We start from the raw sequence: 11876 nt of genomic DNA, 5'->3' as shown, positions 1-11876 counted from the left end.
GTTGAATGCCGTTGCGATTGAAGGCAACTCGGCCTTCCGTCGCCGAATGTGAAGTTGCTTTCCCGCTCGACGTGCTGGCGAAGCGAACCGCGCGGATTAGCGCGGTAGGCCGAGCACGCGCTGGGCGATGATGTTGCGCTGGATCTCGGAGGTGCCGCCGGCGATGGTGCCGGAAAAGCTTCGCGCATAGCGCTCGAACCAGCTGGCGAAATAGTGGTCGAGGTTCATGTGCGCGTACGGCCCGGTCAAACTCGGGTGCACGAGCCCGTCGGATCCCGCGGACGTCAGCGCTAGCTCCATCCCACGCAACTCGGCCTCGGACCCGAGCAGCTTGAGTACCGAGATCGCGGCCACGTCGTCTTCGCCGCGCGCAGCGCGGGCCAGTGCCACCGAGCCCAACAGGCGCAGTGCCTGCTTGTCCATGATCGTGGACGCGTACTGGTCGCGCTCGACCTCGGTGCCCGGGCGGAAGTCGTCGATCATGTTGTCGAGTCGATCCGCGAAACCCAGCCACATCATCGTGCGCTCGTGCCCGAGCGACCCGTTAGCCACCTTCCATCCCTGGTCGATCTCGCCGACCAGATTCTCCGCGGGCACCCGCACGTCGGTGAAGAACACCTCGTTGAAGTCCAGATCGTCGATGCCGCAGATCGACGGAAACGGCCGCCGCACCAGACCCGGGGTGTCGGTCGGGATGATCAGCACGCTGATTCCCTTGTGCTTCGGCACATCTGGATTGGTACGGACGAACGTCAGTAGGACGTCGGCATCGTGGGCACCCGAGGTCCACACCTTCTGTCCGTTGACCACGAAGTGATCGCCGTCCAGCACCGCGCGAGTACGCAGCGACGCCAGATCGGAGCCCGCGCTGGGCTCACTCATGCCGAGGGAAGCCGTGATCTCGGCCCGCAGGATCGGCACCGCCCAGCGTCGCTTCTGCTCGTCACTGCCGAACGACAACAGTGAGGCGCCAACGATATTCACGCCTTGGGGGTTGAAGCTGTGGTAGATCCGCCGCCGGCTGAGCTCCTCCAGGTAGACGAACTGCTGTATGACGCTCGCATTGCGCCCGCCGAATTCCGGTGGCTGACTGGGCAGCAGCCAGCCGTTGTCGAACAGCAGCCGCTGCCAGTCGCGTGCCCACTGCGGCATATGCGAGACCGACCGTGGCCGCTCGAGCGTTTCGCTTGCGGGAGGCAGGTTTTCGTCGAGGAAGGCCGAGAACTGCGCCCGGAAGTCCTCGACGTCGGAATCAAAAGTCAGCTGCACGGTATTCCTCCGCGATCCGCGCCCGGTGCTCGGCGGCGCCGCCGAGCATCAGTTCGCCCGCTTTGGCCCGTTTCAGTGCGAACTGCAGGTCGTTCTCCCAGGTGAAGCCCATTGCGCCGTGCAGCTGCAACCCGTGCCGGAATACCAACGACTGGCACTCCCCCGCCGAGGCTTTGGCCATCGCGGCGGCCAGCCGACGGCGCGGATCGTCGGTCGCGATCGTCAGCGCGGCGAAGTAGGCAAGTGCGCGAGCACGTTCCACCGCGACGTGCATGTCGGCGGCCTTGTGCTGCACGGCCTGGAAGGAGCCGATCGGTGCGCCGAATTGCTGGCGGCTTTTGACGTGCTCGAGCACCAGGTCGAGGATGCGTTGACATGCGCCGACCATCGTGATGGCCATGCCGGTCAGCGCCAGATGATGAGCGCGTTCCGCGTCGACGGTCAGCCGCTCGCTGTCGGGCACGCGGACCTCGGCGAACGACAGGTCGGCGACGTGCAGCACCGGGTCGAACACCGAGGCGCGCCGCGCCGAGACCTGACCGGCCGCGACGAGGAAGACCCCCGCGTCGGTCACGACCGCCAGCCGGTCCGCGCGATCGCCGTCCAGGACGTGGCGTGCGGTGCCATCCAGCACCCAGCCCTCGGCGTCGCGGTGCGCCACGACCCCGCTGTACACCGCGGTGCCCGACTGGTGTGGGTCGAACCGGTCGGCTACGAGCGGCGCGAACTGGCTCATCGTCGCCAGAAACGGCGTGGGATCGGTTGCGCGGCCTAGTTCTTCGAGCACGATGGCCAGCTCGACGGCGCTGTCCGATTCGTTCAGCTCGGTCCAGCCCTGGTCGACATACGACTTCCACAGCGGGCTCGGGTCTACGCCATCCTCGGCCACGCTGCGCACCAGCGAGGGCGGGCACTGCTTTGCGACGGCGTCCCGCACCGTGTCCTGCCACAGTCTCTGATCAGCATCGAACTCCAACAGCATTGGGGCCGCCTCCTGTCGTCACCGCCATCGCGAGAATAACATTCTCCCTTCTGGAAGTAATAATCTCGATTTCGGCGTATGAGGTACACAATGCAGGCGCCGCGAGCGCCCGGCCAGCCGGGCTCAAGAGTTCGAGCGCCCGGCTCGCCGGGGGCTCGGCCAGTGGGCGCCGGCTTGGCCGCCGGTCAGCCCGCGGGATCGGCGAAAAGGCTGCTGGCGGACTCGTCCCAGTGGTCGAGATTGACGAACTCGCCGAGCGGGCGGCGACGAAGTGGGCCGTGCTTTCCTGCGGGCCAGCCGACCACGATGTGGCCCGCGACCAGCCAGCCGTCGGGCACACCGACGGCGTCGCGCAGCAACTGCTCGCCGCCGTAGGAAGCCCAGCTGGTCATGCAGGCACCAAGACCCTGGGCGCGAGCGGCCAGCAGGAAGTTCTGCATGGCGGGAAAGATCGATCCGCCCAGCAGCAGCTCGGACGCCGTCGGGTAATGCTGCTGCGCGAACAAGACCGAGGTGAATTCACCGGCCCGGTCATGCAATTCGTACGTCGCGCGGTAGGTGCGGGCGCGCCGGCTGTTGTCGTCGGCGGCGGGCCGGGTCATTCCATAGACCGGCTCGATCACTTCCAGGGCGTGGGCGGCGGCCTTGGCCACGACGGCCCGCTGCTTGGGTGAGCGCAACACGACGAAGCGCCAGCCTTGCGCGTTGGCGCCCGACGGCGCCCACCTCGCGGCTTCCAGGCACTGCGCCAAGGTGAAGTCGTCGACCGGCTCGTCGGTAAAGCGCCGGATCGTTCGGGCCGTGGACATCACTTCCCAGACGTCGCTGCTCGCTCCCGTCATGGTCTCTCCCTTTCGGCACATGCCTTCTGATGCAACGTAGCGTGCAATTGGTAGCGCGATCTTTCACCGATACACCCGGCACCGATCGGCCAGCGTGGTGGCCAGCCAGCGCGGGCGAGAGAACATCACGTCGTGGCAGGCGTCGACGCAGAGCATCGTGTCGACACCGCCGAGGGATTCGATCGCGCCCAGCTGCTGGCGCTGCGACAACGCTCGATCGGCCAGCGTCATGATCCACGTCCGCGGCACCGCGCCGGGCAGGTCGCTGCGGTCGGCCGGTTCGAAGATGACGTTCGGCGATTCCAGGCACAGTCGCGACAGGGTCAGCGCGCGTTGCTCACGCGTCATCCCGTTACAGAACGCGAAAAACGCTAGCGCCCTTGGCATTGGGACCGACCGGCGAATCCGGCCCGCGGATCGGGCCAACGGGACCAGGGGCCCGCGCAGCGTTTCCACCACCGACGCGCCCTGCGGTGGCACGAACGCGGCCAACAGGATCATCTCCTTTACGCGCACGGCCCCGAGCTTCGCCACGATGCCCGGAACGGTCAGCCCGCCCATCGAATGCCCCACGATCACAACCTCGTTGAGGCCGGCGGCGTCGATATCGGCGACCGCGGAGTTCACCCAGTCGGTGATCGTGACGGCCGTCAGATCTGCCGGCCTGCCACCGCGGCCGGGTAGATCGACCGCGAGCACCGGTAATTCCGGTGTCTGTTAGGCTAATTCGGCAATGGTGAGATCCCAGCAATCAGCGGCATGGGCGCCCCCATGCACCAGTACCAACCCAGGCCAGGCCATCGCGTGTTCAGTCGCGACGCAGGATGCCGCGCAGAAACAGATCTACGGCGTGCTGCAAGTGGCGCTCCTCTTCCTCGGGACTGCGGTAGATACCGCTGTCCGCCAGCCGTCCGGGCAGATGTTCGACCGCCGCGATGAAGTGGCCGGCGGTCAGCTCGAGATCGTCGATCTCGATGGTTCCGGCGTCTTGATAGTGACGGAGCAGATTCATCACCTGCCGGTGGCGCGCCGACCAGGTCATGGAGTGCGCGCTGACCGCGAACTCCGGGAACCGCGCCGACTCGTTCACGGCGATCCGCTTCAGCCGCACGATGTCGGGATCGATCGCCCGCGTCAGACCGGCCCGACCCGCCGCGACCAGGGCGGCCCGCAGGTTGCCGTCGTCGAATTCCGGGGTGTCTTCACGCTCCATCCTCCGGGTGAGCGCCCAGGGAATGACGTCGAGGAAAACCGCGCGCTTGTCCGAGTAGCGCGCATAGAGAGTGCGCCGAGTGATGCCGGCCGCCTTGGCGATCGCGTCCATGCTGGTGCCGTCATATCCGTGCGTGACAAAGGTCGCGACGGCCGCATTGCGCAGCTTGTGTTGCAGCTTCTTGGCTTCGGCCTGCGTCGGGCGTCCACGCCGGGTTGTGGTGACCACGGAAATATACATTAACGTGTAGATAATCGTTGCGACGAGGAATCGAGCCAAGGGTGAAGGAGAGATCATTGGATCGCGAAACCTACCAGCGCGGACTGGAAATCCGCTCGGCGGTGCTCGGTGAAGCGTACGTCAACATGGCACTCGCCGACGCCGACGAATTCTCCAAGCCGCTACAAGATCTCGTCACCGAATACTGCTGGGGCGAGGTGTGGGGCCGAGATGGCTTGCCCCGCAAGACCCGCAGCATGCTCAACCTGGCAATGATCCCAATCCTCAACCGGCCGAACGAATTACGAACCCATATCAAGGGTGCGCTGACCAACGGCGTGACACGCGAAGAGATTTGCGAGATCTTCTTGCAGGTGGCCATCTATGCGGGCGTTCCGGCCGCGGTCGACAGTTTCCGCATCGCGCGCGAAGTGTTCGCCGAGCTGGACGAGGACTAGGCGTGACCGAAATCGGCTTTATCGGGTTGGGCAACATGGGTTTTCCGATGGCACACCGACTCATCGACGACGGCAACGACGTCATCGCCTTCGACACGAGCAGCGCGACACTCGACCGCATCGTCTCACTCGGTGCCCGCGCCGCGTCGTCGGCGAAAGACGTCGCCGACCGTGCGGAAACGGTGCTCGCCAGCCTGCCGTCGCCGGCGGTGTCGCTGGAGGTCGCCAGTGGAGCCGAGGGTGTGATCGCGGGCTCCAGGGTCAAGCGCTATGTCGAGCTGTCGACGGTGGGCAGCCGTACCGCGGTGCAGATCCATGACCTGCTGGCCGGGCGGGGCATCGCCGCTCTGGACAGCCCGGTCAGTGGCGGTGTCGGCGGCGCCGAAAAAGGGACGCTCGCCCTGATGGTTTCCGGCCCGCGCAGCGAATTCGACGTCATCCGGCCCAGCCTCGAGGCGATCGGCCGCCCGTTCTACATCGGGGAGAAGCCGGGGTCGGCGCAGACGATGAAGCTCGCCAACAACATCCTGGCGGCCAACGTGTTGGTCGCGACATCAGAGGTCGTAGTGATGGGCGTCAAGGCCGGTCTCGACCCGGCCGTCATGGTGGAAGTGCTCAATGCGGGCTCGGGCGCGACGAGCGCCAGTCGGGACAAGTTTCCGCGTGCGGTATTGCCGCGCACCTTCGACTACGGCTTTGCTACCGGCCTGATGGTCAAAGACGTACGGCTCTATCTCGACGAGGCGAAGGCACTGGGCGTGCCCGTCGACGTCGCCGAGACCATCGGCCGGCTCTGGGAAGCGGCCGCACTCGACCAGGGCGCCGACTCGGATTTCACGGCGGTCATCAAACCGTTCGAGAAGGCCGCCGGCGTCACCGTCGGTGCCCTCGACGACGGCCGGACGGCATGACACTGTTTGCCAACTCTGTAACGGCAGCGCAGTGAGCCGGGCGGCGGTGAGGCAATCGTGCCGGCTCGGAATCCGACTTCCAACGGGTGGCGAGAATGGTATTATCCGCATTGAAGAACGACGATTGCTCTGATGGTGGCAATACCCGCGACTACCAGGGCATATTGTTAACCGAGACGCTTACCGAAAATGCATTGATCGACAGCCTATGAGAATGTTAGATTATCTATCTTATGATCAGGTTTGCCTCACTTTGGCTACCCGAACCGAAGGGTGGCTGTCGTGATCGAACACGCTGACGGAACCAGCACACCGCTCATCGACGCGAGCGTGCACATCTTCTTCCCGTCCAACAAAGCGCTGCGAAAGACCCTGCGTGAGCCGTTCAAGAGCCGGGGGTTCCCCGACTATGAGATGGACTGGTACGGCGCACCGGGCGGCGAGTACGTACCCGGCGCCGAGGGCCCGGACGGTCAGTACCCCGGTTCGGATCCAGAATTCGTTGGCAACGAGCTATTTTCGAAGCGCGGCGTCGACATCGCGGTCCTGCACCCGATGGCGCGCGGCATCATGCCGGACCGCCACCTGGGCAGCGCGCTGCACGCCGCGCACAACGAGATGATGGTGACCAACTGGCTGGAGAACAGCCAGTACGGCGAGCGGTTTCGCGGCACCATCCGGGTCAACCCCGACGACATCCCCGGCGCGCTGCGCGAGATCGAGAAATGGCGCGGGCACTCGCGCGTGGTCCAGATCGGCGTGCCCCTGCAATCCCGCGAGGTCTACGGCAAGCCGCAATTCTGGCCGCTGTGGGAGGCTGCGGTCGACGCCGGCCTGCCCGTTGCCGCACACATCGAGGTCGGTTCCGGCATCGCCTTTCCGCCGACGCCATCCGGGAACACCCGCACCTACGAGCAGTACGTCAGCTTCATGGCGCTGAACTACGTGTATCACCTGATGAACATGATCGCCGAGGGCGTGTTCGAGCGCTTCGACGGCCTTAAGTTCGTGTGGGGCGACGGCGCCGCCGACTTCATTACGCCGTTCATCTGGCGGATGGACACGTTCGGCCGGCCCCACCTCGAGCAGACCCCGTGGGCACCGCGGATTCCCAGTGATTACCTGCCCGGCCACATCTATTTCGTGCAAGGCAGCGTCGACGGTCCCGGTGACACCGAGTTCGCCGGTGAATGGTTCGGCTTCACCGGCAAGGACGACATGGTGATGTTCGGCTCGAGTTACCCGCACTGGCAATGCGGCGACGTCAAGAAGCTGCCCAGCGCGCTGTCCGCCGAACAGCGCGACAAGCTGTGCTGGCGAAACGCCGCGCAGCTCTACGGCATAGACATCCCCGCCGGGGTGGGCGCACAGTAGAAGCGGAAGCGGGCAGACCGCAGAAAACCAGGAGACCCAGATGACGTTGACACATTCGCGGGAGCGGGTTCCCGCTACCGAGCGCATAGCCGTCCGATGCGTCGATTCGGATGTTCACCCGGCGCCCAAGCGCGGCGAGCTGGTGCCGTACATCCCCGAGCCCTGGCGCAGCAAGTACTTCCTCACCCGCACCGTGGGTGAGCAGATTTACTACGACGCCCCCGACTACGCGCACTCCTACGCGATGCGCGTGGACGCCTTCCCCCCCAACGGTGAATTCCCTTGCAGCGACCCGGACATGGCGTTCCGCCAGCTGATCATGGAGGCCGGCTCCGACATCGCGATCCTGGAACCCGCCGCCTATCCGGCGCGGCTGCCCGAAGCACAGCACGCGATGTCGGCCGCGTTGAACGACTGGCAGGCCAATCACTGGCTGGACAGCCACAACAACTGGCACGAGCGGTGGCGCGGTTCGATTTGCTGCGCCATCGAGGAGCCCGACGAGTCCGCGCGCGAGATCGAGAAGTGGGCCGGGCACCCGTTCATGGCGCAGGTCCTGATCAAGGCCGAGCCGCGGCCGTCGTGGGGCCACCCGAAGTACGACCCGATCTGGGCAGCCGCTACCAAGCACGACATCACCGTGAGCTGCCACCTGTCGCGCAGCCAGTTCGACGAGCTACCGATCCCGCCGGTCGGATTCCCCAGCTACAACCACGACTTCATGGTGACCTACTCGCTGCTGGCCGCGAACCAGGTGATGAGCCTGATCTTCGACGGCGTCTTCGACCGGTTCCCGACGCTGCGCATCGTCTTCGTCGAGCACGCGTTCACCTGGATCCTGCCGCTGATGTGGCGGATGGACGCGATCTACGAGGCGCGCAAGTCGTGGGTGGACATCAAGCGCAAGCCGTCGGAGTACGTCAAGGACCACATCAAGTTCACCACCCAGCCGCTGGACTACCCGGAAGACAAGACCGAGCTGACCCGCGCGCTGGAATGGATGGAGTGCGAGAAGATCCTGCTGTTCTCGTCGGACTACCCGCACTGGACGTTCGATGACCCGCGCTGGTTGGTCAAGCACCTACCCAAGCACGCCCGCGACGCGATCATGTACAAGAACGGCATCGCGACCTATCACCTGCCGGAGACCGTTCCGGTGCTCGAGGGTCAGGTCCGGGTGCTCTGAATTGTCAGAAGAAACTAAACGGCCCGAGCCACGTCTCGCCCAGGGCCGCGAGCATGTCGTCGCCACCGTAGACGAGATTCCGCCGGGCAAGCACAAGCTGGTACCGATCGGGCGTCACGGCGTCGGTGTCTACAACGTCAACGGCACCTTCTACGCGATCGCGAATTACTGCCCGCACGAGGGCGGTCCGCTGTGCTCGGGACGGGCCCGGGGACGCACGATCGTCGACGAATCCGTGCCGGGCGACGCCGTGATGGTGCGGGACCTGGAATTCATCTACTGCCCTTGGCACCAATGGGGTTTCGAGCTGGCGACCGGCACCACCGCGGTCAAGCCGGAGTGGAGTATTCGCACCTACCCGGTGCGAGTCGTCGGCAACGACGTTCTGGTTCAAGCCTAACTACAGGGAGAATCGCGTGCCATCGATTGAGATCAACGGGGGAAATGTCGTCTACGAAATCCTCGGTGACTCAGGCGATCTCATTGCCCTGACCCCCGGCGGGCGGTTCAGTAAGGAAATCGAAGGTCTGCGTCCACTCGCTGATGCACTTGCCGCGGGCGGCTACCGCGTGCTGCTGTGGGACCGGCCCAACTGCGGGGCCTCCGATGTGCAGTTCTACGGGCAAAGCGAATCGCACATGCGCGCCGAGACCCTGCACAAGCTGGTGACCGGACTGGGCTTCGAGCGCTGCATCCTCGCCGGAGGATCCGGTGGTGCAAGGGATTCCATGCTGACCACGATGCTCTACCCGGAGATGGTCACCAAGCTGGTGGTCTGGAACATCGTCGGCGGCATCTACGGCAGCTTCGTGCTCGGGTCCTTCTACATCATCCCCAGCATCCTCGCGGTGCGCGGCACCGGCATGGACGGCGTGATCAAGGTAACCGAATGGCGCGAGCGCATCGAGGAGAACCCGGCCAATAAGCAGCGGTTCCTCGACTTCGATAAGGACGAGTTCCTCAAGCTGATGCTGCGCTGGCTCAACGCGTTCGTTTCCAAGCCGGGGCAGACGATTCCCGGTGTCGAGGACGAAATGTTCGACCGAATAAAGGTTCCTACGTTGATCATCCGTGGCGGCGAGAACGACATGGATCACCCCAAGCGGACGTCGCTGGAAGTCAGCTGCCTGATCAAGGGATCCAAGCTCATCGACCCGCCCTGGCCCGAGGACGCCTGGGAGCGTGCCTCCGAGGACCGCGCGGCGGGCCGGGTGAAGCACTTCAACATGTTCGACACCTGGGTGCAGGCGGCGCCACCGATTCTCGAATTCCTGGGCTCGTAATGGCGTCACACGGTGCGAATGTGGACCTCGCAGTTGAGCGACGCTTCCAGCGCCGTGTGGACCCGGCTTTCCGGAATACGGTCGAGGTCCGCCTCGCGCAACGTCACGTAAACGATGTCGAACCCCTCGTCGCCGGGCGTGCGCACGATGTCACCGGTGAGCCCGAACCCCGACAGCACGCCGTGCGCGTCGTCATCGGTTCCGCGGCTGACAAAGGTGATCACACCCGGGACGGGCGTATTGCTGAACACTTTGGCGCACAACCCGATTGCGGATTCTTTGGCCATGTCGCCGTTTTCGGCCGCGATGAGCAATTCGACTTCACGGCGGCTCTCGGGCATGGACGCGAGGTCGTTCTCGACCACGCCGGCGCCGGCGTGACCCGCGAGTTCCAGGAGCGCTGCCATGCCGTCACGTAATTGCGCCGGCGTCAGCACGCCTTCCGGGTCGACGTTGACACGCACCACCGCAGTTCGCATGGGCGCAAGCCTAACTAAGACGATGGCAGGCCAGCTTTGAACACCACCCAGTCCACGACGATCACCACCGCCACCCTTCCCGGGTGCACACCGCGGCTGCTGAGCGCGCAAGCCGGTCGAGAAGACCTGGCTGCATATCGACAGCTGGGCGGCTACCGTCGGCTGGCCGACGCCGAGGCATTGCTCGGCGAAGTCGAGGCCAGCGGACTCGTCGGCCGCGGCGGCGCGGCCTTCCCGCTTGCGGTCAAGTTACGCACGGTGCGCGACAACGGCCGTCTGATTGCCGCTGCGCCCGTCGTCATCGCGAATGGCGAAGAGGGAGAACCGGCTTCGGTCAAGGACCGCTGGCTGCTGCGCAACCGCCCGCATCTGGTGCTGGATGGACTGCGGTTGGCCGCGGCAGTGGTGGCCGCGGACCGCGCCCACGTGTATGTGTCCGACCCGGAGTCGGCGCACAGCGTCGAAACCGCACTCGGCGAGCTCGATTCCGACACCCTTGGTGTCGTGGTCCACGTGTTTACCGTGGCGCCCGGATACGTGGCCGGTGAGGAGACCGCCGCGGTTCGGGTGATCAACGGGGGGCCGGCCAAGCCGACCGACAAGCCGCCACGCCCATTCGAAGCGGGCGTCGATGAGCTGCCGACGTTGGTCAGCAATGTCGAGACGCTGGCCAATCTGCCTTACTTACAGAGCAACGGTTCGGCGGCGTTCCGCTCGCAGGGCACCTCGTTGTCGACCGGCACCTTCTTGGCGACGATCACCGGTGGCGGCAAGCCGCCGGTGCTCTACGAACTGCCCCACGGTCTGGCATTCACCGAACTGCTTGCACTGCATGGGATTTCCCCTGAAAGCGTGCGAGGGGCGCTGATGGGTGGGTACTTCGCCGGTCTGCTCAACCGCAGGGTGCTGGAGACCACGCTGGATCACGAGACGATGCGGCGCCTCGGCAGCGGCCTGGGCTGCGGTGCCGTCTCGGTGATCACCGATGATTGCCCCGTCGCGGTCGCGGCGTCCGTGCTGGCCTATTTCGACCGCGAGAATGCCGGCCAATGCGGGTCCTGTTTCAACGGGACGGCGGCGATGGCTGCCGCAACCGGGGCGCTGCGCGACGGCGCCGCAACCAAGGAAGACGTCGACCGGTTGCGTCGCTGGTCGGTGCTGCTGCGCGGGCGCGGTGCCTGCGCCACACTCGATGCCGCCACCAATGTGGCCGCCAGCCTGCTCGATCAGTTCCAGGCCGAAGTGACGGCGCATCTCGACAACACCTGTCCGGATTGCGCCGGCGGCGCATTCCGCGCCGAACGTCCCTACGAGGCGCAACCTTTGAGGCAAGCATGAAAATCCGCCTGGACCGCACCATTTGCGACGGCTTCGGAGTTTGCGCCAAATACGCGCCCGGATATTTCTCGCTGGACGACTGGGGTTATGCATCCCTTATCGGGGATGGCACGGTACCGGAGTCGGATCGCGACGCGGTCATGCGCGCGCTGATGGACTGCCCGGTGCACGCCATCGCCGAGATCGGTGAACGCATCTCACCCGCCGCCTCGCTGCCACTCACCGAGGCGGACGATCCGGCCGAGCATCTCAAAACCGAAGAGAATGAAGCCGAATGGGGCTTCACCCGTTGAGCTTTCCCGGCTCTGACTGATAGCCGTTC

At 65.2% G+C, this 11876-nt stretch carries 14 protein-coding genes; 8 read left to right on the top strand and 6 right to left on the bottom strand.

What is annotated here, in order from left to right; all coding sequences use genetic code 11:
- Nucleotides 1-96 precede the first annotated feature (96 nt).
- The 5 genes from SKC41_RS11645 to SKC41_RS11625 form a co-directional block, all read right to left on the bottom strand.
- Entirely contained in the window at nucleotides 97-1269 is a 1173-nt protein-coding gene (locus SKC41_RS11645; protein WP_330977772.1) for an acyl-CoA dehydrogenase family protein, read from the bottom strand.
- The gene (locus SKC41_RS11640; RefSeq protein ID WP_330977771.1) at nucleotides 1253-2251 is read right to left on the bottom strand and encodes an acyl-CoA dehydrogenase family protein; all 999 of its coding nucleotides are present in this window, start codon (nucleotides 2249-2251) and stop codon (nucleotides 1253-1255) included. The genes SKC41_RS11645 and SKC41_RS11640 overlap by 17 nt, the downstream gene beginning before the upstream one ends.
- A 185-nt stretch (nucleotides 2252-2436) precedes the next feature.
- Nucleotides 2437-3093, bottom strand: a complete 657-nt coding sequence (locus SKC41_RS11635; RefSeq protein WP_330977770.1) for a nitroreductase family protein — start codon at nucleotides 3091-3093, stop codon at nucleotides 2437-2439.
- A gap of 63 nt (nucleotides 3094-3156) precedes the next feature.
- A complete protein-coding gene (locus SKC41_RS11630; protein ID WP_330977769.1) occupies nucleotides 3157-3792 on the bottom strand; it encodes an alpha/beta hydrolase in 636 nt (211 codons plus the stop codon).
- 109 nt (nucleotides 3793-3901) lie between these two features.
- Entirely contained in the window at nucleotides 3902-4546 is a 645-nt protein-coding gene (locus SKC41_RS11625; protein WP_330977768.1) for a TetR/AcrR family transcriptional regulator, read from the bottom strand.
- A 56-nt stretch (nucleotides 4547-4602) separates the two neighbouring features.
- Between SKC41_RS11625 and SKC41_RS11620 the strand changes: the two genes are divergently transcribed.
- The 6 genes from SKC41_RS11620 (at nucleotide 4603) to SKC41_RS11595 (ending at nucleotide 9737) form a co-directional block, all read left to right on the top strand.
- Nucleotides 4603-4983, top strand: a complete 381-nt coding sequence (locus SKC41_RS11620) for a carboxymuconolactone decarboxylase family protein (protein WP_330977767.1) — start codon at nucleotides 4603-4605, stop codon at nucleotides 4981-4983.
- Between the two features lie 2 nt (nucleotides 4984-4985).
- Nucleotides 4986-5894, top strand: a complete 909-nt coding sequence (locus tag SKC41_RS11615) for an NAD(P)-dependent oxidoreductase (protein ID WP_330977766.1) — start codon at nucleotides 4986-4988, stop codon at nucleotides 5892-5894.
- 282 nt (nucleotides 5895-6176) lie between these two features.
- The gene (locus SKC41_RS11610; RefSeq protein WP_330977765.1) at nucleotides 6177-7268 is read left to right on the top strand and encodes an amidohydrolase family protein; all 1092 of its coding nucleotides are present in this window, start codon (nucleotides 6177-6179) and stop codon (nucleotides 7266-7268) included.
- Nucleotides 7269-7308: 40 nt separating this feature from the next.
- Complete coding sequence (locus SKC41_RS11605; protein WP_330977764.1) at nucleotides 7309-8454, top strand: amidohydrolase family protein; 1146 nt, start codon at nucleotides 7309-7311, stop codon at nucleotides 8452-8454.
- Nucleotide 8455: 1 nt separating this feature from the next.
- A complete protein-coding gene (locus SKC41_RS11600; protein WP_090606541.1) occupies nucleotides 8456-8854 on the top strand; it encodes a Rieske (2Fe-2S) protein in 399 nt (132 codons plus the stop codon).
- A gap of 16 nt (nucleotides 8855-8870) precedes the next feature.
- Nucleotides 8871-9737 carry an alpha/beta fold hydrolase gene (locus SKC41_RS11595; protein WP_330977763.1) on the top strand — a complete coding sequence of 289 codons (867 nt, stop codon included), beginning with the start codon at nucleotides 8871-8873 and terminating at the stop codon, nucleotides 9735-9737.
- A 5-nt stretch (nucleotides 9738-9742) separates the two neighbouring features.
- On the opposite strand, the gene SKC41_RS11590 is transcribed toward SKC41_RS11595, so the two are convergent.
- The gene (locus SKC41_RS11590; protein ID WP_330977762.1) at nucleotides 9743-10216 is read right to left on the bottom strand and encodes a hypothetical protein; all 474 of its coding nucleotides are present in this window, start codon (nucleotides 10214-10216) and stop codon (nucleotides 9743-9745) included.
- Nucleotides 10217-10252: 36 nt separating this feature from the next.
- Here SKC41_RS11590 and SKC41_RS11585 point away from each other — a divergent pair, with 36 nt between their 5' ends.
- Entirely contained in the window at nucleotides 10253-11554 is a 1302-nt protein-coding gene (locus SKC41_RS11585) for an NADH-ubiquinone oxidoreductase-F iron-sulfur binding region domain-containing protein (protein ID WP_330977761.1), read from the top strand.
- The gene (locus SKC41_RS11580) at nucleotides 11551-11847 is read left to right on the top strand and encodes a ferredoxin (RefSeq protein WP_330977760.1); all 297 of its coding nucleotides are present in this window, start codon (nucleotides 11551-11553) and stop codon (nucleotides 11845-11847) included. Before SKC41_RS11585 ends, SKC41_RS11580 begins: the two co-directional genes overlap by 4 nt.
- Nucleotides 11848-11876: the final 29 nt, after the last annotated feature.

The organism is Mycobacterium sp. 050128, from assembly GCF_036409155.1.
In the GTDB taxonomy this organism is placed as follows: Bacteria; Actinomycetota; Actinomycetes; order Mycobacteriales; family Mycobacteriaceae; genus Mycobacterium.
This window is presented reverse-complemented; position numbering and strand designations above follow the sequence as displayed.